This window comes from Porphyromonas sp. oral taxon 275 (assembly GCF_018127745.1).
GTDB lineage: Bacteria > Bacteroidota > Bacteroidia > Bacteroidales > Porphyromonadaceae > Porphyromonas.
Genome location: NZ_CP072333.1, coordinates 1,804,039 through 1,826,632, shown reverse-complemented (window position 1 = coordinate 1,826,632; position 22,594 = coordinate 1,804,039). Strand labels below are relative to the sequence as shown.

Below are 22,594 nucleotides of genomic sequence, written 5' to 3'. Positions count from 1 at the left end.
CCAGAGACCGACATGCGACAGGGCGACCATCCCATAGGTAAGGCAGAGCGTATCGTCCTCATGCTGCTGGTCATCGTCCTAAGCTCGGCCCTCGCGCTTTACGCCTGGACGCAGTACCGCAGCCCTAGCCCAGGGGCGGTCGCAGCGCTCGCCCCCTCCCCCTCAAGCGATAGCACTACAGCCTCCGCGCCCACTCCCGAGCTGCGGAAGGGGGTATACTCGGCGCCCGAGCGGAGGGACTCCGCCCAGCGCCTGGTGACGAGCCCCGACTATGTGGGCCCGCCCTCGGGGACGGAGCGCACCGTAGCTAAGTATCAGCACTACGTCTCGCTGGACCTCAACGCCGTGGACTCGCTGACGCTGCTGCGCGTCCCAGGCATAGGCCCAGCCTTCGCCCACCGCATCCTCTCCCTTCGTAGCCGCCTCGGGGGCTACTATACGGTGCTGCAGCTGCAGGAGGTCTATGGGATGGATGCCGACCGCTTCGTCCAGCTGCGGCCATGGTTCGCCGTCCGTACGCCGCCGCGCCAGCATCCGCTCTCCGCGCTGCGAGCCGACTCGCTGCCTTGGCATCCCTACCTCAACCGCGCGCAGCTGCAGGGCCTGCGCCTCGGGGTGCTGCGAGAGGGGCGTCGCCTCAGCTGGCGTCACCTGCGTCAGAGCCCTGCCTTCAGTCGCGAGGATAGTATCCGCCTGGCGCCTTACTTCCCCGACAGCCTTCACTCAGCACATTGATCACATCCTATAAGCTAGCTTATGTACCCTACGACACGTCTACGCCGTATGCGTATGACCCCTCAGCTGCGTAGCCTCGTCCGTGAGACGACGCTCAGCCCCTCCGACTTCATCGCCCCCCTCTTCGTCGTGCACGGCACGGGCATCCGTGAGGAGATCTCCACCATGCCTGGACAGTACCGCCTCTCGGTGGACGAACTGGTGAAGGAGTGTACGGAGCTCTACCGCCTCGGTGTCCTCTCCGTCATGCTCTTCGGCATCCCTGAGCACAAGGACGAGACGGGTAGCGAAGCCTACAGCGACCACGGCATCGTCCAGCAGGGCATCCGTGCGCTGAAGGCCGCCCTGCCTGAGCTCGTCGTCATCGCCGATATCTGCATGTGCGAGTACACCGACCACGGGCACTGCGGCATCCTGCACGAGCACTACACGGTGGACAACGATGCCACGCTACCCTACCTCTGCCGTCAGGCCCTCTCCTTCGCCCGCGCTGGGGTGGACATGGTCGCCCCCTCGGATATGATGGACGGGCGTATCGCCGCCATGCGTGAGGCCCTCGACCGCGAGGGCTACGAGCAGCTGCCCATCATGTCCTACGCAGCGAAGTTCAGCTCCGCCTTCTACGGCCCCTTCCGTGACGCTGCTGACTCCGCCCCTGCCTTCGGTGACCGACGCAGCTACCAGATGGACCCCGCCAATATCCGTGAGGCCATGCGCGAGATCGAGAGCGATATCGCCGAGGGGGCGGATATCGTCATGGTCAAGCCCGCCATGCCCTACCTCGACGTCATCCGCTGGGCGCGCGATCGCTACGACCTGCCGCTGGCAGCCTATCAGGTGAGCGGTGAGTACGCCATGATCCAGGCTGCGGGGATGAACGGCTGGATCGATCGCGAGCGCATCATGATGGAGAGCCTGCTGTCGATCAAGCGTGCGGGCGCCGACCTCATCCTCACTTACTTCGCCCGCGAGGCAGCCGCGCTGCTGCGTGAGGCTAAGTACTAGCGTGCTATGGCCTACCGACGACCGCTGACCACGCGGCAGATGCTGCTCTTCGCGCTGCTGTGGCTGAGCCTTGTAGGCTATACGCTGTGGATGCGCGGCGGGCGGCTAGACGGACCGACGCTGCTCACGCTGCTGCTCTCGGCCGTCTTCGTCTTCTACCCAATCATCAAGAGCTGGCGCCAGCGCCACTCGCGTCGCTAGTCCAGCTTCCCTATCGTGCACGCTCGAGGAGCGCTGCAGGTCACCTTTCCTCGGGGCAAGGCCTGCAGCGCTCCTTGCTTTTTGTGCGCCCTGCGCCCCTTGTGGGCTTGGGCGGGCTGAGCTGATTTGTCCGAAGGAGCTCAGTAGCCCCTCGAAGCAGCCCGCGCTTAGTCCTGCGGGAGGCTCGGCTAAGCCTTGCCGCACGCGTCGCCTCTCCGAGGCACTCTGAGGGATATCCTTCGGCGTGCTGACTGATACCCCTCAGCGTGCTGATGGACGCCCCTCAGCTGCTTGACTGATATCCCTCGGGAGCGGGAGGTAGGGCTCGCGCTGCGCTGGTGCTCCCTCGGGCGTGCGTGTCCCTTAGGGAGCGGGGAGGCGCTGTGGGGAGGCTGCGCCCGCAGCTCGAAGCGGTGGGGGAGGAGCGCTGGGCTGCTGTGCAGCCTGCCTCGGGGGCACAGTGTGCGCGAAGTCTTGCTTTCCCCTGGCAAAATGCTTATATTTGTTAAACGCCCTCGGGCGCTCATGCAGACAAAGCGAATAGAATAGCACTAGATGACATTGGACCTCTTCTCCTTTGAGTTTTTCCTCCTCATGGGCTCGCTGCTCATCCTGGCAGGGATCCTGGCGGGCAAGGTGGGGACGCGCTTCGGCGTGCCTGCCCTCTTGCTCTTCCTCCTGACGGGTATGGTCTTCGGCAGCTCGGGGCTGGGCATTCAGTATAATGATGCAGGGCGTATGCAGGACCTCGGGATCCTCGCTCTGACGGTCATCCTCTTCACGGGGGGACTGGAGACGAAGCTCACCGACATACGCCCTGTCCTCGGCCCAGGGATCATGCTCTCGACGCTGGGGGTGCTGCTGACGACCTTCTGCCTTGGGGGCTTCTTCTACGGAATGGACCTGCTGGGCTGGGCGCCCGTACACCTCTCCTTCCCCATCGCCCTGCTGCTGGCGGCGACGATGTCCAGCACGGACTCAGCCTCGGTCTTTGCGCTGCTGCGCTCGCGCAAAATGCACCTCAAGGAGAACCTACGCCCCATCCTCGAGCTCGAGAGTGGGAGTAATGACCCCATGGCCTACATGCTCACCATCGCACTGATCCAGTACATCACGGGCGGAGGCGAAGGGGCGTGGACGGATATCCTGAAGACCTTCCTCCTACAGTTCGGCGTGGGGAGCCTGCTGGGCTATGTGCTGGGGAAGCTGACGGGCTGGTTCCTCAACAAGGTGAACATCGGCAACGAGTCGCTCTATCCCATCCTGCTGCTCTGCCTGGTCTTCCTCACCTTCTCGGTGACGAGCCTGCTGCAGGGCAATGGTTACCTAGCTGTCTACATCATGGGCGTACTGGTGGGGAATAGGAAGATCGTGCACCGCAAGAGTATCTCCACCTTCTTCGACGGCATTACCTGGCTGCTGCAGATCACGCTCTTCATCAGCCTCGGGCTCTTCGTCAACGCCAGCGAACTGCTGCCCATCACGGGCTTTGCGCTCCTCTCAGGGATCTTCATGATCCTCTTCGCGCGTCCGCTGGCCGTGCACCTTTGCCTGCTCTTCTTCCCCCACATCTCGATGAACGGGCGCCACTTCCTCGCCTGGGTAGGCCTGCGTGGCGCCGTGCCCATCATCTTCGCCACCTATCCGCTGATGAGCCAGGTCGAGGGGGCAGAGACGCTCTTCAATATCGTCTTCTTCATCACCCTGCTCTCGCTGCTGATCCAGGGGACGACGCTGCCGCTGGTGGCGCGCTGGCTCAAGCTCGATGAGGAGGTCAAGGAGGAGGTAAGCCTCTTCGGCGTCAAGATCCCCAAGCATACGGGCGCCCGCATGGAGGAGCGTCATGTCGATGCACCCATGCTGGCGGGCGGCAGCCTCCTGATGGAGCTCGACCTCAGGGAGGAGGAGCTCGTCATCCTCGTGCGCCGTGGCGATCGCTATATGGTGCCTAAGGGCAAGCTGGAGCTCGCCGTGGGCGACATCCTCCTCATCGTCTCCGAGCACCACCTCTCCCGATGAAGCAGCACGCACCCGAGAGCCTCTACCGACAGATCCTCAGGCTCACCTATCCCAATATCCTCTCCAATATCACGGTGCCGCTGCTGATGATCAGCGACATCGCTATGGCTGGCCGTATGGCTGGCGGGGAGAGCATCGCTGCCGTCACGGTAGGGGCGGCGGTCACCTCCTTCGTCGTCGGGCAGTGGAGCCTACTGCGTATGGGCACGACGGGCTTCACGGCGCAGGCACGTGGGGCGGGCGACGTCGCCGCCCTCGGTCGGGGGCTGGCCTCGGGGAGCCTTATCGCGCTCGTGGTGGGCCTCATACTGGCGCTGGCGAGCCCGCTGTATGTCGCACCCGTGGCCTCGCTCTTCGAGCAGGAGGGTGGGGCACTGAGCCTCGCCGCCGAGGACTACCTCGGCTATGCCTTCCTCGGGCTGCCCGCGGCACTGCTGCTCTATGTCTTCAATGGCTGGCTGGTGGGGATGCAGCAGATGAAGCTCGTCATGAGCGTCAGCATCGCCAGCAATGTGCTCAACATCACTTACAGTTACCTCCTAGCCTTCCCCCTCGGCCTTGGCGTCGGGGGACTGGCCCTCGGGACGGTGCTGGCGCAGTACAGCGCCCTCGTGCTGCTGGCCCTCGGAGGCTGGCGCCGCGAGCGGGAGGTGCTCCGTAGGCTACGCCTCAGCGATGCCTGGCACCCCGAGACCATCCTGCGCTACTTCCACGTGGGCAAGCATCTGATGCTGCGCACGCTGCTCCTACAGTCGGTGATGCTGAGCTTCGTCTATATCGGGGGACGTATGGGGAGCGTGACGCTGGCGGCCAATGGCCTCCTGATGCAGCTCTTCAGCCTCTTCTCCTACTTCATGGACGGCCTAGCCTACGCCGCGGAGGCGCTGGTGGGTGAGGCCGTCGGGGCGCGGGATAAGCGCCGCCTCGGGGAGGTCATCCCTGCGGTCGTGCGCCTCGGCGCTGGCGTGGCGCTCTACTTCGCCCTCCTCTATGCCCTCATCCCTGAGCCACTACTGGCGCTGCTGACGGACAAGGCTGATGTGCTGGCGCGCGCTGCCGAGGAGCGCCTGTGGATCGCCGTGGTGCCGCTCGCGTCCTTCCTCGCCTTCCTCGGCGATGGGATCATGGTCGGCGCCACGCGCAGCATCGACATGAGCCGCGCCGTGCTGGTGGGCCTGGTGGGCTACGTGCTGCTCTATGCCGCGACAGCCAGCTGGCTGGGGGCGGATGCGCTGTGGCTGGCCTTCGTCAGCTATCTGGCGCTGCGTAGCGGCTGGGTGCTGCGTGCGGCGCGTAGGCTCTACGCTTAGCCTCGGCACGCGCTCGGCTGTCCCTCCTAACTCCTTATTATAGGGCTCTCGCCCGAAGAAAAGCGCCCCCACAGATCACTCGGATCTGTGGGGGCGCTTGCTTTGTGCTGGCCTTCGTGCAGGCTCGGGCTCTGTGGGGAGCTCTTGGGGGCGGCTGGGGGCTAGCGGGGGAACTTAGACCAGCGGCGCGTGCGGCGTAGGTGCTCGAAGCGCTCCTTCAGGTAGCTCACCGCGCCCTCGATCATCGTGTCGTAGCCGCGGATAGCAGCCTCGCGCTCGAAGCTGAGCGTGAGGTCAGGCTTGATCCCCTGCTCTATGTCGCCTCCCTCGGCGTCGTAGGTGCGGCTGGCGGAGTAGCGTACCGACCAGCCGTTGGGCAGCTCGCTACTCATCGGCAGCCCACCGCCGCCGCCCGTAGGCTGCCCCATGATGGTCACCAGCGGCAGCCTGCTCATCCTGAGCGTGAAGTCATTGGCGGCGCTGTAGACCCCGCGGTCGACGAGCAGCACCACGGGGCGCAGCCAGCGCACGCCCCGATCTACGGGGCGTAGCCGCAGCTCTACGCGCGGGGCGAAGTCGTCGTGCCCGGGGCCGTGCTTGTGGCTCATATAGCCGACCACGCGCTCGGCGTCGATGAAGTGACTGGCCAGTAGGTCAGAGTTCGTTACCTGTCCGCCGCCATTATCCCGTATGTCGATGATCAGCGCACGGCAGCCGCTGAGGCGGCTCAGGGCGGCATTGATATTGCCCTCGCTGAGGCCCTGGGCGAAGCTCGAGACGCGGATGTAGCCTATGCTGTCCTGCCCGTGATCGTGGTGCTTGAGCCAGGTGTAGCTCAGCGCCCCAGCGATGCGGTAGTCCTGCCCGAGGTAGTCCTCGATGAGGCTGCTATTGCTCCCAGCGGGGTAGTCGCTCTTCCAGCGCCAGTAGCGACCTTGGTCGAAGGGCGTGATGAGGTTGACGTGCCCGTCCTTGAGCTCGGAGATCAGCCCCGTCAGGACGAGGAAGAGCGAGTCGCTGGACATCTGGGCGCGGAGCTGGCTGCGCCACTTCAGCCGCATGTCAGCCCAGCTGGAGTCCTTGGGGAGCTTGAGGTCGAAGTAGCAGTAGTTGCGGTCGAGCGTCTCCCAGAGGACGTCGAAGTTGCGGAAGCTATCGCTGGTGAAGTCCTCCTCGGTGGAGCAGGAGCCCAGCCCCGAGATGAGGAGAAAGGCCGTCACGAGGACTCCGAGGAGGCGGGATCGTCTGTGGTGTAGCGGCATGGCTAGAAGGGGCTAAGTGGGGCGTAGTCGGTCTGTGCTCGGCGTCCCGAGAGGGGCAGCAGCTGGGTGGAGACCCCGACGAGCAGCCCCTGGCTGAGGCTCGAGCGCTCTAGGGCATTGACCCGGAGACGCTGTAGGTCGAGGCGGTAGCCCAGGCTGAGGGTCATCCAGTCCAGCAGCGGCAGGTCGATGCCCGCCACGAGCTGGCTGCGTAGGGCTGGCCCCGGGCCTCGGAGGTAGAGGCGTCGCTGCCAGGAGCTGTAGTAGTAGAGCTCGTAGTAGCTCTCGCCGTACTCTTGGCTGAAGGAGAGGCTCACGAGGTCCAGCTCTCCGTAGAGCCTTAGGCGGGCAGGGAAGCGGAGGCTGGGCAGGCGATAGCTATAGAGGGCCGAGAGGCCAAGCCCGAGGGAGGCCTCGATGCTCACAGGGTTATTGCCATTGCGGCTGCTGTAGCGTGCGCCTCCTCTCCCGACGAGGGCAGGGCCGAGGGCGAGGCGGCCGTAGCGTCCCTCTACGAGGCGCCTGAGGTAGCTGCGGTCGTAGCTGAACTGTAGCCCCCACATACGGCCGTTGCCTGCGGGATTGGTGCTCTGGCTGAGGCTGAGGCTGAGGAGGCTGTGGTCGGTCCAGCGTGGGTCTACGCTGCGCTCGGGGCGTGCCAGCAGCTGGCTGAGGCCGCCGCGGCGCTGCCGCCTATAGCCGTAGCTGGCAGACTGACTGACGAAGCCGAGCTGTGTGCCCCCGTAGCGCAGGGGGCTGAGGTAGCTGTCGCGCTGGATGATCCCCCCGAGGCTGAAGGAGCGCACCTGGCTGATGGGGCTGTGGGTGACCTCGCGGGGCTCGAGGAGGATGCTCTTGGCACGCTCTGTGCTGGGGAGGCTATCCTGTGCCTCCTGGGCTGTGGCCTCGGCGAGCGGAGCGCCCGCAGCGGTGAGTGCCCCGCTGAGGAGCGCTGTCAGGAGGCCGAGGGTGAGCCCTGCGCGGTGAGCAAGGGTCGTGTACTTAGTCCTCATCGCTGGGCTTAGGGCTAGGGGTGAAGTCGGTCTCGGCAAAGAGCTCCGCCTCCTCACTCGGAGCGTCCGCTTCGTCCGCGCTGCCCTCCTCGGGCTCGTCGTCGAAGCTGGGGGAGGGCTTGAGGGGCTCCAGTTCGCGCAGCTCCTCCACGAGCTGCGGCGCTAGCCGCTTGCCTCGAGCGCGAATGCTCTTCACGAGGGCGAAGTCCTCGACCTCGAGGGTGGTCAGCTTCAGCTCGCCTCCCTTCTCCTTGCGCCCGTACTCGAGGATAGGGTAGTAGGTGTCGGTCAGCAGCAGCAGCTTATTGCGCGTGTCCTCGCCGACGATCTGCTCGCGCTTGGCCTCGGGCTCGATGCTGAAGCGCTTGATGTACTGCAGGCGCTGCTCGGCGTCGTAGTAGACGGCCGTCCAGATCTTCTGTGGGCGGTGCTTCTCGATGCGCATGAGGTTCTCCTCGATATGGATGCTGTCGCTGAAGTCCGTCGTGTAGCATTCCCCTGAGTCGAGGATGATGAGGATGCGGTCGTGGGCGTGGAAGGAGCCCAGGTACTCGCCCTGACCATTGTAGTTGAGGCGCAGGACGTCGCGGTCGAACCACACGTCGCGCCCCCCGAGTGTCGAGTAGCCCTTGCTGAGCAGCGTCACCGAGTGCACCTCGGCCTTGGTGACGAGGAAGCCCACAGAGCTGCGGCTCTTGATCGGCAGCTCGGAGAAGTCCTTCTCGAACTGGAAGAGGCGCTGCCGTGCGTTGCGTATCTTGAGCTTGATGGATACCTTCTCCGCCTCGCCATTGGCATTGGCTGAGAAGTACAGGATACGGGAGCCCTCCTTGCCGCGGCTAAGGTCATAGCTGCGGTCACGGATCACAGAGAGGACGTTGAAGCGCTTGGCGTACACCGCCCCCGCCTTGCCGTCGCGATACACTACATTATATATAGTACGCTCGTCCCCACGCTGGTAGCGCGCCACGTGGATGACCTCCTCGTGCCCGTAGAACTTCTTGTCCTCGACCTTGAAGACGCTGTAGCGCCCCGAGCGGAAGAAGATGATCAGTTCATCCATCGTAGAGCAGTTGCAGACGAACTCCCCATCCTTCAGCGCCGTCCCGACGAAGCCCTCCTCGCGGTTGATGTACAGCTTGGCGTCCAGCTCGGCTACCTTCGCCGCCTCGATCGTGGAGAAGCTCGTGATGCGCGTCCTACGGGGGTAGGCCGCTCCGTAGCGGGCGATGAGGTGCTCATACCAGCGTATGGTGTACTCGGTCATGTGCCCCAGGTCGTACTTCAGGCGGTCGATCTCCTCCTCGAGCTGCAGCATCGCAGCCTCGTGGCGGGGGAGGTTGAAGCGCAGGATACGTGCCATGCGGATCTCTAGAAGACGCTTGAGGTCGGCCTCCGTGATAGGGCGCAGTAGCTGCTCGGCGAAGGGCTCCAGGCGCCGCGCCACATGCGCCAGCGCCAGTGCCTCACTCTCCGCGTCTTCGAATTCCCTATCCTTATAGATACGCTCCTCGATGAAAATCCGCTCCAGCGAAGCGGCCAGGTACTGCTCCTGACGCTCGCCCAGCAGGATCTGCAGCTCCTCGGTGAAGAGCTGCTTCGTCCTATCCACGCTGTAGCGTAGCAGCTGGCTGACGCTGGTGAAGAGCGGCTTCTCGTCGGAGATGACGCAGCAGTTGGGGCTGATGCTGACCTCGCAGTCGGTGAAGGCGTAGAGCGCGTCGATGGCCTTGTCCGAGGAGACCCCCGCCGCTAGGCTGAGGCGTATGTCGGTGCCGGCGGCCGTCATGTCGTCGACGCGGCGGATACGTATCTTGCCCTTCTCTACGGCCTTGAGGATGGACTCGATGAGGGAGGTCGTCGTCTTGCCCGCGGGCAGTTCCGTGATGCTGAGCGTCTTGGCGTCGATCTTGTCGATCTTGGCACGGGAGCGCAGACTGCCGCCACGCTCGCCGTCGTTGTAGCGCGAGACGTCGATCAACCCCCCCGTCGCGAAGTCGGGATAGAGCGTGAAGGACTCGCCCCGCAGATAGGCGCAGGCGGCCTCCGCGAGCTCGGTGAAGTTGTGCGAGAGGATCTTGGACGAGAGTCCGACAGCGATCCCCTCGGCGCCCTGGGCTAGGAGGAGGGGGAACTTGACGGGCAGTGCCACGGGTTCGTCCGTCGTGCCGTCGTAGCTCTTCTTCCACTCGGTCACGCGGTCGCTAAAGGCGGCCTCGAGGGCGAAGGCGCTGAGCTTGGCCTCGATGTATCGGCCAGCGGCGGCGGAGTCCCCTGTGAGGATGTTCCCCCAGTTGCCCTGCGTGTCGATGAGGAAGCCCTTCTGACCGAGCTGCACGAGGGCGTCCTTGATGGAGGCGTCCCCGTGCGGATGGTACTTCATCGTCTCGCCGACGATGTTGGCGACCTTGATGAGCTTGCCCCGATCCATCTCCTTCATGCTGTGCAGCAGGCGGCGCTGTACGGGCTTCAGTCCATCATCTATATGGGGTACGGCACGCTCGAGGATGACGTAGGAGGCGTAGTCGAGGAACCACGTCTGGTACATCCGCGTCAGGCTGCTGAGCTCGGGGCGTAGGCCGGGGCTCTCGGTGCCCTGGGGCGTCTCGGGGTCAAGGAGCTCCTCTGTGGGCTGTAGCTCCTCCCCGATCTCTTCGTCGTGCTGTGCTGTCATCTGTGCATCTGGCTGATCTATCATAGCTACAAAGATAAGGAAAGGTCGGCAGCGTAGCCACTCCGCTAAGGCAGTGTGGCGCTTGTCCTGAGGCCTATAGCCTCCCTGGGGCCAAGCTCCCCACCCTCCGAAGGTCTTCCCCCGCCGTCTCCCCCTCCAAGCCCTGCCGCCCTCGCCTCTTAATCCCCAAGGCCTCCCGCCCCTTATCCCTTAGCCTTCCTTAGAGATATCCCTCAGGGCGCTGACTGATATCCCTCCCGTCGCTGAGGGACGTCCCTCAGCGCCCTGACTGCTATCCCTCAGCGAGCCCCCCCTAGCCCTCCCCGCCGCGAGAGGCGTGCTAGGTGAAGTTTTCTCCCTAAATTCGTGCCCGACCCCCCCTCCGTCCCAGCGGGCTGCGGGCAGTGGTGAGGGGCGAGGTAGCAGTAATTAAGACGGCTTATTCGATAGTAGAGCGATGGAGCTATCCCGCATTATGGAGCTGGCTGAGGCCTTGGCCGAGGAGAGCGATCAGGTGGAGCTGTACCCCCAGTACGGGCGGCTCGTCATCCTTCGGAACATCGGGAAGATCCTCGGCGCCTGCGATAGGCAGTACGTCGATTTCCTCTGCCTGAGCAATGGTATGAGGGCCTTTGGTCATGAGTTCTACGGCTTCAAGTCGCGGGAGCTGCGCCCCTATCTGCACGATCATATGCTCTCCCTTTGGGCCTGGGACTTTATGCTGAGCTCGTCCTTTTGGGGCTTCTCGTCCTCACCCTCGGGGCTCAAGTGGGGCTACTTGGCCAAGGTCGATAGCGCGGGCAATCATTATATCGGGGCCTATGACCCCGCCCGTCGGAGGGAAGTCTTCCTCATCGCCTCGTCCTTCAATATCTTCCTGTGGAAGTTCCTCTCGGGGCTTCAGACCGCGCTCCGTAAGGGGGAGGAGCCGCCTAGCTTCGAGCCCTCGTGGTTCTGCGAGGAGGGGGAGAGCTATGTCCATGACGCGGAGCTCTTTGCCTCAGAGGAGGCGACTGAGGGATTCCGCTACAGCCCATGAGTAGCCCTTAGGCGCGCCTCTGCCTTGCGGTGAGGGATGTGTGTGGACTCGTCCCTTGTGTATCTGTGCGATAATGTGTATCTTTGTGCGCATTTCCTATGCAAGGTACACGGACGAAGCACGTCACCGAGAGCGGGGGCGACACCTTGCGGGGCTAATCCTAATTAGTATAAAGTACAATGTACGTCATCGTAGACATCCAGGGACAGCAGTTCAACCTCCAGGAAGGCCGTCGCCTGTTCATCCATCACGTCAAGGGCGCCGAGGCTGGTGCTACCGTAGAGTTCGACAAGGTCCTGCTCATTGAGAAGGACGGTCAGTTCACCGTAGGCACGCCTACCGTAGCCGGTGCTAAGGTCGTGTGCGAAGTACTGACGCCGCTCGTCAAGGGCGACAAGGTGCTCGTCTTCCACAAGAAGCGTCGCAAGGGCTATCGCAAGCTCAATGGCCACCGCCAGCAGTTCAGCGAGGTCGTCGTGAAGGAAATCGTAGGCTAGTAAATAAGTATCACCGCATTAGTTAGACAAGGACAATGGCACATAAAAAAGGTGTAGGTAGCTCCAAGAACGGACGCGAATCAGAAAGCAAGCGACTTGGTGTAAAGCTCTTCGGTGGTCAGCATGCCAAGGCTGGTAACATCATCGTGCGCCAGCGCGGCACGCAGCATCACCCTGGCGCAGGCGTGGGTATCGGTAAGGACCACACGCTCTACGCCCTCGTAGATGGTACGGTCGTCTTCACGCGCAAGAAGAACGATCGCTCCTACGTCTCGATCCAGGCAGAAGCCTAAGGACGAGACCCCGACGTCCCCCAGGGGACGACCAGCTACCCTCCCGAGGTGGGATCATCCCGCCTACAGAGAGATATAGGTAACGAGAGAGCTTGCTCCGAGGGCCATAGTCCTTGAGGGCAAGCTCTCCTCCTTTAATAGACCCAAGAGAGAGATGCTTACCATCAAGCGAATCAAGGAGCAGACGGAGGACGTCCTCCGCCTCCTACAGAAGAAGCACTTCGAGGCGCGCCAGTACATCACTGAGGTGCTCGACCTCGACGAGCTGCGCCGCCGCACCCAGCAGGAGCTCGACGCGAGCCTGGCGCAGCAGAATGCCATCGCCAAGGAGATCGGTGCCCTGATGAAGCAGGGACTGAAGGATCAGGCCGAGAAGATACGCGCCCAGGTCGCCGACCTCAAGCAGCTTAGCCGCCAGCTCGAGGAGAAGAAGAACGAGGCAGAGGCTCGTATCCGCGAGATCCTGCTGCAGATCCCCAATCTCCCCGCCGAGATCGTGCCCGAGGGCGCGACAGCCGAGGACAACGTCTGTGTCAAGATGGGCGGGCACAACCCTGAGCTCCCTGCCGACGCTGCTCCCCACTGGGAGCTCGCGAAGACCTACGACCTCATAGACTTCGAGCTCGGCGTCAAGATCACGGGTGCCGGCTTCCCCGTCTACAAGGGCTATGGGGCACGCCTGCAGCGCGCGCTCATCAACTTCTTCCTCGACAACGCACGCGAGGCAGGCTTCACCGAGGTGCAGCCCCCCTACGTCGTCAACGAGGACTCGGGCTACGGCACGGGCCAGCTCCCCGACAAGGAGGGGCAGATGTACCACGTCGGCGTGGACAACCTCTACCTCATCCCCACGGCTGAGGTACCCGTGACCAACATCTACCGCGACGTCATCCTGGACGAGAAGGACCTGCCCGTACGCAACACCGCCTACTCGGCTTGCTTCCGTCGCGAGGCTGGCTCGTACGGCAAGGACGTGCGCGGACTGAACCGTCTGCACCAGTTCGACAAGGTCGAGATCGTCTGCATCGACAAGCCCGAGCGTAGCTACGAGCGTCTGGACGAGATGGTCGCCTACGTGGAGACCCTCGTGACGAAGCTGGAGTTGCCCTGGCGTATCCTGCGTCTCAGCGGCGGTGACATGAGCTTCACCAGTGCGCTGACCTACGACTTCGAGGTCTTCTCCGCCGCGCAGCAGCGCTGGCTGGAGGTCAGCTCGGTGTCCAACTTCGAGAGCTATCAGGCCAACCGCCTGCGCCTGCGCTACCGCGATAGCGAGCAGGGCGTACAGCTCGCACACACGCTCAACGGGAGTGCCCTCGCCCTCCCCCGCATCGTGGCCGCCCTCCTCGAGAACAACCAGACGCCCGAGGGCATCCGCATCCCCGAGGCGCTGAGACCCTACACGGGCTTCGATCTCATCCCGCTGCCCCAGAAGTAGCACCCGAGGCTAAGCCCTCTAGAGCACAAGCCCCACCGAGTAGCTCCAGCCGTAGCTGGGGCGTCTCGGTGGGGCTTGTGCCTTTGGTGGGGTGCGGGGCGAAGGGGCTCCGCTCGTTCGCTCCACGAGGGCAGAGGAAGTTCGGGAGGTGGGTCGAGGAAGCTGGGAGATGGGGCTAGGGCTAGGGAGCCTGAGCTGCTGCCGAGCTAGGGAAGCTGGCGGCGTAGGCGCGCGATGGGCAGGCGAAGCTGCTCGCGGTACTTGGCCACCGTGCGGCGGGCTATGGGGTAGCCCTGGGCGGCCAGCTGCTGCGTCAGCTCCTCGTCCGTCAGCGGCTGGCGCTTGTCCTCGGCCTCGATGAGTGCGGCTAAGGCCTGCCGTACCTCACGCGTGGAGATGCTCTCGCCCTCCTCGGTGGTGATGCCCTCGCCGAAGAAGAACTTCAGCATGTAGATGCCGTGGTCGGTCTGCACCGACTTGCTGTTGCTGACGCGCGAGATGGTGCTGATGTCGAGCCCCGTGGCCTCGGCGATGTCGCGCAGCACCATAGGCTTGAGGTCGCTCACCTCGCCTGAGAAGAAGAAGTCACGCTGGTGCTCCACGATGGCCATCATCGTGCGGCGCAGCGTCTGCTGGCGCGTCTCGAGGGCCTCGATGAACCAGCGCGCCTGCTCGACCTTGTGCTTGAGGAAGGTCATCGCCTCGCGGCTCTGGCGGCTCTGACCCGCCTGGTCGCGGTGCGCCTCCAGCAGCTCGAGGTATGTAGGGCTCAGACGCAGCGGGGCAATCTCGCGCTCCCCGACGAGCGAGACCTGTAGCTCGCCGTCGCGCTCGGTGACGATGAAGTCGGGGGTGAAGTGCGCGAAGCGTGCCTCGGCGTCGTCCCCGAGACCGCTGGCGGGGCGTGGGCTGAGGCGGGCAATGAAGGCGTAGAGCTCCGAGAGGCGCTGCTCGTCGATGCCTAGGGCCGAGCAGAGGCGGTCGAAGCGCTTATTGACGAAGTCCTCGTAGTGCTCGCGGATAAGCCGATCAGCTGCCTGTGAGAGCTCGTCCTCGGGCAGGCGCTGCAGCTGCAGCAAGAGGGCCTCACGCAGATCACGCGCCCCTACGCCGGGCGGGTCAAGGGTCTTGACCAGAGCGATGAGCTCCTCGAGCTCCTCGGCTCGGGCATCAATGCCGGCCTTGAAGAGTAGGTCGTCCTGGAGCTCCTCCACCGAGCGCGTCAGGTAGCCATCGGCGTCGATACTGCCCACGATGTAGCGTGCCAGCTCGTAGCGGCGACCCTCGAGCTCGGTGACCATGGAGAGCTGCTCCAGCAGCTGCTCCTCGAGGCTGGGGGCTCCAGCGGCGAAGGGGATCTCCTCACGCACCGACTGGCGCTCCTGCAGCTCGCGTAGCTTGTACTCGGGGATGTCGTCCTGGGCGTATTCGCCTAGCTCCCAGTCCTGCTCGGTGGCGCCGTCCTCATCCCCCTCGTCCGTGCCGCTGCGCTGCTCCTCCTCGGGATAGTTCTCCTCGAGGGCGGGGTTCTCCTCCAGCTCCTGCTCGATACGGGTCTCCAGCTCGAGGCTCGTGACCTCCAGCATCTTCACCGCCAGCAGCTGCGCAGGGGTCAGCCCCTGGGTCTGCTCTAGGCGTTGGGTCTGCTCCAGTCCTGCCATCTAGTCGGCGTCGTCGTGATCGTAGGTCCAGACGATCTCCTGCCCTTGGGCGCGGAAGACCTCCTTGCGTGCTAGGGCAAAGAAGTAGTCGCTGAGGCGATTGACGAAGCGCAGGACCTCGGGGGCTAGGGGATGCTCGCTGTCGAGGCGGTAGATGAGGCGCTCGGCGCGGCGACAGACGGTGCGGCAGACGTGTGCCGCGGCGGTGATGTGCCCGCCCGAGGGGAGGATGAAGGCCTTGATGGGCGGCACGAGGTCATCAAGCCGGTCGATCTCACGCTCTACCTTGGCTACGGCGCGCTCGGTGACGCAGGTCACCTCGTGGAGTTCGTCCTTGCTGGTGTCGGTGGCCAGATAGCCGCCGACGGAGAAGAGCTTGTGCTGTAGCCAGTAGAGGAAGCGGCTGTCGGGCTCCTCGAGCTCGTAGGCCAAGAGGACTCCGACGAAGCTATTGAGCTCGTCGATGGTGCCGTAGCATTCCAGGCGGAGGTCATACTTGGGGACGCGCTGTCCCCCGACGAGGGAGGTGCGGCCCTTGTCGCCGCCCTTCGTATAGAGCTTGTACTTCTCTGTATCCATAGTGCTGTGTCGGGTGTGGGGCTGCTGGGGGCAGCCTAGGGTAATGGTCTGTCTGTGCTATCTGCGCTCTAGAGGAGGCGCAGGAAGGGGTGCCGTGCCGCTCGGGCTGCAGGGAGGGGAGGAGCTGTCTCCTCCTAGGCGGGGCGGCGGGGCGTCCCCGTTGTGGGGGTAGGGGCGTGCTAGTGGGGCTAGGGCTCCAGTAGGTACATCGGGGAGGGCGCGGTGCGGCGCAGGGCTGTCAGGCTAAGGTCCTTCCCCACGCGTATGCCCTCGCTGAAGAGGCGCTGCTCGATGCTCTTCCAGCAGAGCTCGGGGTGGTTGTTGTCCTTGCTCAGGTGGCAGAGCCACACGTTGCGCATCTCGGGGTGGTAGCAGCGCGCTAGGACCTCGGCGGCCTCCTCATTGGAGAGGTGTCCCAGCGGACTGGCTACGCGCTCCTTGAGGAAGGGTGGGTAGCTGCCCGTGCGGAGCATCTCGCTGTCGTAGTTGGCCTCCAGCACGACGTGCTGGGCGGCGGCGATGTAGCGCTCGATGACCGCGGTGGGGTGGCCTACGTCGGTAGCGAGAGTGAAGCGGAAGTCCTCGCCGCGGGTGATGTGATAGCCTACGTTCTCCGCGCTATCGTGCGGCACGGGGAAGGCCTCGATGGAGAAGCCCGCCAGCTCCAGCGGCTCGTGGATGGCGAGCTCGCGGCGCGAGGCCCCCAGCGGCTCCTGTACGAAGCGGCTGCGGGTGATGCTGTCGTGCACCAGGGTTGTAGCGTAGACGGGGAGGTGGTAGACTGCTCCCAGCACGCCTATGGTGCGTATGTGGTCGGCGTGGTCGTGCGTCACCAGCACGCCACGTATATGGCCGTCCTCGAGGCTGATGCCCTCGGCGGCTAGGCTCTTCTTGATGCTGCGTATGGGGATGCCTGCATCCAGCAGCAGGCCGCCCGTCTCGTCCCCGAGGTAGTAGCAGTTGCCACTGCTCCCACTCCCCAGGCTCATGAATCGTATCACTTGCTTCGTCTCTCCTTTAGCGTCTATAGATATAGGTCTCACGACCGAAGTCCTCGGCCGTCGGCTCGAGGGTCATCTCGCCCCGCAGGGGCAGGGCCATCTGCTGCTTGACCTCCTGGGGGCTGTAGCCACGACCGAAGAGGTACATCAGCTTCGTCAGGGCGCTCTCCGTGGTGCTGTCCCGTCCGCTCACCAGCCCCATACGCTGCAGCAGCATCCCCGTCTCGTAGCGCATCATGTCCACATAGCCCGTCACGCACTGCGTCACGTTCACGATGACCACGCCGCGTGCCACAGCTGCCTCGAGCGCCTCGAGGAACCATGGGAGCATCGGCGCATTGCCACTGCCGAAGGTCTCCAGCACGACGCCCTTGAGCGAGGGCAGGCTGAGCAGCGACTGCACGACCTCGCGGGTGATGCCTGGGAAGAGCTTGAGCACCGCCACATTGGGGTCGAAGGAGCGGTGCGGCCTCAGGGTTTGGCCGAGGGCATCGCGCTTGATGGCCGCATCGTGGTAGCGGATCTCAATGCCCGCGTAGGCTAGATGGGGATAGTTGTAGGAGTCGAAGGCGCTGAACTGGTCGGCGCTGACCTTGCTGGTGCGATTGCCGCGCATCAGGTAGTTCTCGAAGAAGAGCGCGACCTCGGGCACGCGGGGCTGCCCGGCCTCGTCACGTGCGGCAGCGATCTCGATGGCGGTGATGAGGTTCTCCTTGCCATCGGTACGCAGCTTCCCCACGGGGAGCTGCGAGCCGGTGAAGACCACGGGCTTAGCCAGCCCCTCGAGGGCAAAGCTGAGGGCGGAGGCCGTGTAGGCCATGGTGTCCGTCCCGTGCAGGACGACGAAGCCATCGTAGCGGTCGTAGTGCTCGGCGATGATGTCCACCAGGCGCGTCCAGTCCTCGGGTGCTATGGCCGAGGAGTCGAGCGGAGGGGTGAAGGCCACGCTGGAGATGTCGCAGCCGAGGCGGCGTAGCTCGGGGACGTTGTCCTGTAGATAGGCGAAGTCGAAGGGCTCGAGGGCCCCCGTCGTGGGGTTCTCGACCATGCCTATAGTCCCTCCGGTGTAGATGAGGAGGATGGAGATGCGTCGTTCGGTGGCCATAGTGTATCGCTTAGAGGAGCACTCGTGTCATGCTTTGGGCCAGCTAGGGGGCTAGCCCTCCCTACAAAGATAGCAAAATAGCAGGCGCGGTCGTACTGCTGCGCGGTGCCTTGCGGCGCCCCTCCCCGGGGTGGGGGAGGGCCCGCTCCTTGCTCGGGTGCAAGGCGCCTCTACGGGGGGAGCCTTCCTCAGGGATATCCCTCAGCTGCGCCACGGATATCCCTCGCGGCGCTGACGGACGTCCCTCAGCAGGCTGACTGATATCCCTCACGGCCGCTCACCCTAGGCTATCGCTGCACTCCGCCCCTTGCCGGGCCTGCTCGGCGGGGGTGGCTGCGTCAAGAAGCCCGCAGCCTATTCTCCATCCTCCGATAAGAGCAAAAGGTCTAGCCAGCCCCTATAGGGGCGACCCCTTCCAAAGCCCAGGGTGAGGGAACGCTGTAGGCGTGACGGAACCCTGGGTCAAGCCCTCCGATCCTTAAAGAGCCCTGCAGGGGCGACCCATAAAGCGTTCGTAGTGCCCTTGCTACACCACTCCGCCCTTGCTTATGGGTGTTTTGAGGGTCGCCCCTGTAGGGCTCTATACCTATTTGTTTAGCCTACCCAGGGTTTGGTCGCCCTTGCAGGGCTACGCACCCTGGGCTTTGGAAGGGGTCGCCCCGCTGGGGCTTCTCCTTCTCATCTGCTCAAAGTATAGGAGGGAAGAGGCCAAGCCTTGTCTTAGGTCTCTGGGTAAAGCTGACGGGGCGCTCTTCCTCTTCCTAATTCATACTTTCTCGTGTCCTAGGGTTTGGTCGCCCTTGCAGGGCTACGCACCCAGGGCTTTGGAAGGGGTCGCCCCGCTGGGGCTTCTCCTTCTCGTCTGCTCAAAGTATAGGAGGGAAGAGGCCAAGCCTTGTCTTAGGTCTCTGGGTAAAGCTGACGGGGCGCTCTTCCTCTTCCTAATTCATACTTTCTCGTGTCCTAGGGTTTGGTCGCCCTTGCAGGGCTACGCACCCTGGGCTTTGGAAGGGGTCGCCCCGCTGGGGCTTCTCCTTCTCGTCTGCTCAAAGTATAGGAGGGGGGAGGCTAAGCCTTGCCTTAGGTCTCTGGGTAAAGCTCAAGGAGTACCCCTCCTATCCCTAATCGATGCGATGCGTCCGTCCTAGGCTCGGCGGGGGCTCGGGGGCTTTTGCGTATCTTTGTCTAAGACCTAATAGCTTAGATATGCTGAAGTTCCTCAAGGATAATAAGGCGCTCTACCTCCACATGCTCTACGTGCTGGCGATCTTCTTCGTCGGGGCGCTCGTGGCGAGTATCAACACCTCGCCCAAGGAGGGCTATGTGCCTAACTACCCCTCCCTCAAGGCTGACCAGCCCTGGGGTGAGCGGCCTCTGGTAGCCCCCTTTGAGTTCCCCGTCCTCAAGACGGAGGAGCAGATGAAGATGGAGCGGGACAGCGTGGAGCGTATCATCCCGCCCATGTGCCGCATGGATGAGAACGTCATGCCGCGCATGATCAATCAGCTGCACGACCAGTACAAGGAGCTGGCAGCGACCGTCCCCGAGAGCTACTACCTCTTCCTGCAGCAGCAGCTCAAGAAGTACTACTCCTTCGGGATCATAGACAGCAAGACCCTCGACGAGCTGCACCTAGATCGCCGCCTCGAGGTACGTATGCTCGGCAGCGGGCAGACGGGCACGGGCTGGACGAACGTCCCCGTGGCACGCCTCTACCGCCTGAGCGAGGTCTACAAGCTCATCATCGACGAGGCTACACGGCAGGGGCTCAAGCCCGAGCTGCTGCGCCAGCTGGAGATCACGCAGTACCTGCAGCCCAATGTGAGCTATGCCGAGGCCGAGACCAAGCGCATGCTCGCCGAGGCCCTCTCGAGCCTGGCGACCTCGACGGAGCGCTACCAGCAGGGCCGCCGCATCATCGACCAGGGGGAGGTGCTGACGCCCTATGCGCTCAATGTCATCCGCTCGCTCAACGAGGAGTACAAGGCCCGCGTCGGGGAGCAGACCAGCTTCCTACAGCTGCCGCTGCTGGGCTACTTCTTCTTCCTCTTCACGGCGCTGGCGATCTATCTGGTACTCTTCTACCGCGAGTTCACCGAGCAGACGAAGAATGTCGTCCTCGTGCTGCTGAGCATCCTCACCTTCATCGGGCTGACCAAGCTGCAGGTGGCGCACGTCGACTGGTTCAGCATCGAGGTCGTCCCCTACGTGATGATCATCCTGCTGCTGCGTACCTTCTTCGCCAGCCACATGGCACTGACGACCTACGTCATCACGATCCTTGCGGTGGCTTACTTCACCCTCGACCCGCTGAACTTCATCTTCGTGCAGCTCCTGGCGGGCTTCTCCGCGATCTTCACCCTGCAGAGCCTCTCCAACCGCGGGCAGCTGATCCGCGCTGCCTTCTCGGTCTATCTTGTCTACATCCTCTCCTCGATGCTGGTCGAGTGGCTGGGCAAGGACATGATCACCACCGACTACTGGATGAAGCTGCTGTACTACGGGGTCAACCTCGTCTTCCTGATGTTCACCTACGTGCTGGCCTTCCTCGTCGAGCGTGCCTTCGGCTACGTGTCCAATGTGCGCCTGGTGGAGCTGAGCGATACGGCCATGCCGCTGCTGCGCGAGCTCTCGGAGATCGCGCCCGGGACCTTCCAGCACTCCTATCAGGTCTCCATCCTAGCGCAGGCCGCCGCCACACGTATCGGGGCCGATACGCAGCTGATCCGTGCCGGGGCGCTCTACCACGATATAGGCAAGATGCTGCACCCTGAGTTCTTCACCGAGAACGCCCCGTCCAATAGCCCCCACCGCCTGCTCTCGGCGCACGAGAGTGCCCGCGTGATCATCCGCCACGTCACCGATGGGATCATCCTCGGGCAGAAGAGCTCGCTGCCGCCGCAGATCATCGACTTCATCCGCACGCACCATGGGCGCAGCACGACGCGCTACTTCTACAATACCTACTGCAATGAGCACCCTGGTGAGGAGGTAGACCCCGAGCCCTTCACCTATCCAGGGCCCAATCCCCAGACCAAGGAGCAGGGGATCCTGATGCTCGCCGACAGCGTCGAGGCTGCCAGCCGCAGCCTCACCAGCTACACCGAGGAGGGCATACGGCAGCTGGTGCAGCGTCTGGTCGACGGCATTGTCGCCGAGGGGCTGCTGGAGGATACGCCCTTGACCTTCCGTGACATCCGCGAGATCAAGGAGGTCTTCATCCTCAAGCTCATGACCATGTACCACGCGCGCATCGCCTACCCCGACAAGCGCTAGCGCCCGAGGATGAGCACTACCCACCGATAGAGCATGTACAAGGCGATCTTCCTCCTCGGCTTCATGGGCTCGGGCAAGAGCACCGTGGGGCGTCAGCTGGCCGACGAACTCGGCTGGCAATTCATCGACACCGATGTCTTCATCGAGACGCGCTGGCGGCAGCGCATCACCGATATGTTTGCCTCGGTGGGGGAGGCAGGCTTCCGCAGGCGGGAGCGTATGGTCATCGAGGAGCTGATGACGATGGAGGACACGGTCTTCGCCACAGGGGGCGGGATGCCCTGCTACGGCGATACGATGGAGCTGCTGCGGGAGGCGGGGGTGACGATCTACTTCCGCTGCACCCCCGAGGTGCTGGTGCAGCGGCTGGAGCTCTGCAAGCGTACCCGCCCGACCATCCGCGACAAGAGCGGAGCGGAGCTGGAGACCTTCGTGCGCGAGACGCTCCTAGAGCGTGCGCCCATCTATACGCGCGCGCACTATACCTATGATATAGACGAGATCGTCAGCCCGAGGATGGAGCGGGACTTCGCCCGCCAGCTCGCGGCCGACCCTCGGCTACGTCAGCCCGTACTGGGGGGCTGATCCCAGCGCGGCGTGAGGTCTGGGGGCTAAGGCTAGGAGGCTGAGGCCGCTAGCTCCACGAAAAGCCGTGATGAGGGGGGAGCCCCTAGAGGAGGAGCTACCTTTGCAGTGTCCTCAGAGGGACTGAGGGCAATACAGTTTATTCACCTTTTATACTCCTCTACATCATGGCACAGACACAGCCACTGACCTACGTCCTGAAGACACACGTCGCCAAGCTCGGCAAGCACCAAGGCAAGAAGGTGGTGCAGGCACACCCCACGCACCGCCAGACGGTCTCCTTCGAGCGCTTCTGTACGCTCGTCTCCGGGCACTCCACCTTCAACTACATGGAGGTAGCCTCCATCCTCAACCTCTCGGCCGATATGGCACGCGACCTGGTGTCCAACGGCTCCAGCGTCGAGTACGGACGCCTCGGCTTCCTCCAGCCCTCGATGCGCAGCGTGCAGGTACCCGAGGGCGAGGCCTTCGACGCGGCCAAGCACATCAAGAGCGCCCGCGTCGTCCTGCGCCCCAAGCAGCGCTACTTCGACCTCAAGGGCATGCGCTACAAGCGCTTCTCGCTCCAGCCCGTGAGCCCTAGCACAGCACCTAAGACCAAGCAGCCCAAGAAGGCCGAGGAGGGGCACGGCGGCTCCTCTGAGTCCTCGGGCCCTGGCAGCACGGGCGGGCATAATAGCGGCCTTTAGTCCGAGGCGAAGCGCTGCAAGGCGCTCCCTACAGCCCTAGCTAAGTCTGGCGGCATCCTCCCCACTTGTGGGGCTGGGTGCCGCCAGTGCTTTGGTAGCGGTCGGGGAGGGGCGTCGGGGGCGCTGAGTGTCCTAGTGCGGGGGCTTGTGCCTCGGCCTAATGGACTTAGCCCGCCTAGCGGACTGGAGCAGGGGGCGGGAGGTGCGCGCGG

Annotated in this window: 19 protein-coding genes; 12 read left to right on the top strand and 7 right to left on the bottom strand. The window is 63.8% G+C overall.

Features of this window, described 5'->3' with window-relative positions; all coding sequences use genetic code 11:
• Window positions 1-12 precede the first annotated feature (12 nt).
• From J4862_RS07270 to J4862_RS07250, 5 genes are all read left to right on the top strand, one after another.
• Complete coding sequence (locus J4862_RS07270; RefSeq protein ID WP_211788454.1) at window positions 13-735, top strand: helix-hairpin-helix domain-containing protein; 723 nt, start codon at window positions 13-15, stop codon at window positions 733-735.
• Window positions 736-756: 21 nt separating this feature from the next.
• On the top strand, window positions 757-1,740 hold the full coding sequence (hemB, locus tag J4862_RS07265) for a porphobilinogen synthase (protein WP_211788453.1): 984 nt from the start codon (window positions 757-759) through the stop codon (window positions 1,738-1,740).
• Between the two features lie 6 nt (window positions 1,741-1,746).
• On the top strand, window positions 1,747-1,941 hold the full coding sequence (locus tag J4862_RS07260) for a hypothetical protein (RefSeq protein ID WP_211788452.1): 195 nt from the start codon (window positions 1,747-1,749) through the stop codon (window positions 1,939-1,941).
• 555 nt (window positions 1,942-2,496) lie between these two features.
• A complete protein-coding gene (locus tag J4862_RS07255) occupies window positions 2,497-3,960 on the top strand; it encodes a potassium/proton antiporter (RefSeq protein WP_211788451.1) in 1,464 nt (487 codons plus the stop codon).
• Complete coding sequence (locus J4862_RS07250) at window positions 3,957-5,270, top strand: MATE family efflux transporter (protein WP_211788450.1); 1,314 nt, start codon at window positions 3,957-3,959, stop codon at window positions 5,268-5,270. Before J4862_RS07255 ends, J4862_RS07250 begins: the two co-directional genes overlap by 4 nt.
• 161 nt (window positions 5,271-5,431) lie before the next feature.
• On the opposite strand, the gene J4862_RS07245 is transcribed toward J4862_RS07250, so the two are convergent.
• The 3 genes from J4862_RS07245 to J4862_RS07235 are packed head-to-tail and all read right to left on the bottom strand — an operon-like array spanning window position 5,432 to window position 10,219.
• The gene (locus J4862_RS07245) at window positions 5,432-6,532 is read right to left on the bottom strand and encodes a S41 family peptidase (RefSeq protein WP_211788449.1); all 1,101 of its coding nucleotides are present in this window, start codon (window positions 6,530-6,532) and stop codon (window positions 5,432-5,434) included.
• A 2-nt stretch (window positions 6,533-6,534) separates the two neighbouring features.
• Entirely contained in the window at window positions 6,535-7,545 is a 1,011-nt protein-coding gene (locus tag J4862_RS07240) for a hypothetical protein (RefSeq protein WP_211788448.1), read from the bottom strand.
• Window positions 7,535-10,219, bottom strand: a complete 2,685-nt coding sequence (locus J4862_RS07235; RefSeq protein WP_211789579.1) for a DNA gyrase/topoisomerase IV subunit A — start codon at window positions 10,217-10,219, stop codon at window positions 7,535-7,537. Before J4862_RS07235 ends, J4862_RS07240 begins: the two co-directional genes overlap by 11 nt.
• A gap of 457 nt (window positions 10,220-10,676) precedes the next feature.
• On the opposite strand from J4862_RS07235, the gene J4862_RS07230 reads away from it, so the two are divergent.
• The 4 genes from J4862_RS07230 (at window position 10,677) to serS (ending at window position 13,486) form a co-directional block, all read left to right on the top strand.
• Complete coding sequence (locus J4862_RS07230; RefSeq protein ID WP_211788447.1) at window positions 10,677-11,258, top strand: hypothetical protein; 582 nt, start codon at window positions 10,677-10,679, stop codon at window positions 11,256-11,258.
• A gap of 179 nt (window positions 11,259-11,437) precedes the next feature.
• A complete protein-coding gene (rplU, locus tag J4862_RS07225; RefSeq protein ID WP_211788446.1) occupies window positions 11,438-11,755 on the top strand; it encodes a 50S ribosomal protein L21 in 318 nt (105 codons plus the stop codon).
• A gap of 35 nt (window positions 11,756-11,790) precedes the next feature.
• Window positions 11,791-12,048 carry a 50S ribosomal protein L27 gene (gene rpmA / locus J4862_RS07220; protein WP_211788445.1) on the top strand — a complete coding sequence of 86 codons (258 nt, stop codon included), beginning with the start codon at window positions 11,791-11,793 and terminating at the stop codon, window positions 12,046-12,048.
• A gap of 154 nt (window positions 12,049-12,202) precedes the next feature.
• Window positions 12,203-13,486 carry a serine--tRNA ligase gene (gene serS / locus J4862_RS07215; RefSeq protein ID WP_211788444.1) on the top strand — a complete coding sequence of 428 codons (1,284 nt, stop codon included), beginning with the start codon at window positions 12,203-12,205 and terminating at the stop codon, window positions 13,484-13,486.
• A gap of 206 nt (window positions 13,487-13,692) precedes the next feature.
• Here serS and rpoN read toward each other — a convergent pair whose 3' ends face one another.
• The 4 genes from rpoN to J4862_RS07195 form a co-directional block, all read right to left on the bottom strand.
• Window positions 13,693-15,147 carry an RNA polymerase factor sigma-54 gene (gene rpoN, locus J4862_RS07210; RefSeq protein ID WP_211788443.1) on the bottom strand — a complete coding sequence of 485 codons (1,455 nt, stop codon included), beginning with the start codon at window positions 15,145-15,147 and terminating at the stop codon, window positions 13,693-13,695.
• On the bottom strand, window positions 15,148-15,726 hold the full coding sequence (locus J4862_RS07205) for a cob(I)yrinic acid a,c-diamide adenosyltransferase (RefSeq protein WP_211788442.1): 579 nt from the start codon (window positions 15,724-15,726) through the stop codon (window positions 15,148-15,150).
• A gap of 188 nt (window positions 15,727-15,914) precedes the next feature.
• Window positions 15,915-16,715 carry an MBL fold metallo-hydrolase gene (locus tag J4862_RS07200; RefSeq protein ID WP_211789578.1) on the bottom strand — a complete coding sequence of 267 codons (801 nt, stop codon included), beginning with the start codon at window positions 16,713-16,715 and terminating at the stop codon, window positions 15,915-15,917.
• Window positions 16,716-16,743: 28 nt separating this feature from the next.
• Entirely contained in the window at window positions 16,744-17,832 is a 1,089-nt protein-coding gene (locus J4862_RS07195) for an asparaginase (protein WP_211788441.1), read from the bottom strand.
• A 1,206-nt stretch (window positions 17,833-19,038) separates the two neighbouring features.
• Here J4862_RS07195 and J4862_RS07190 point away from each other — a divergent pair.
• The 3 genes from J4862_RS07190 to J4862_RS07180 all read left to right on the top strand — a co-directional run bounded on the left by J4862_RS07190 (window position 19,039) and on the right by J4862_RS07180 (window position 22,382).
• On the top strand, window positions 19,039-21,108 hold the full coding sequence (locus J4862_RS07190; RefSeq protein WP_249107414.1) for an HD family phosphohydrolase: 2,070 nt from the start codon (window positions 19,039-19,041) through the stop codon (window positions 21,106-21,108).
• Window positions 21,109-21,141: 33 nt separating this feature from the next.
• On the top strand, window positions 21,142-21,693 hold the full coding sequence (locus J4862_RS07185; protein WP_211788440.1) for a shikimate kinase: 552 nt from the start codon (window positions 21,142-21,144) through the stop codon (window positions 21,691-21,693).
• A 167-nt stretch (window positions 21,694-21,860) separates the two neighbouring features.
• Window positions 21,861-22,382, top strand: a complete 522-nt coding sequence (locus J4862_RS07180; protein ID WP_211788439.1) for a DNA-binding protein — start codon at window positions 21,861-21,863, stop codon at window positions 22,380-22,382.
• The last annotated feature ends 212 nt before the right edge of the window (window positions 22,383-22,594 follow it).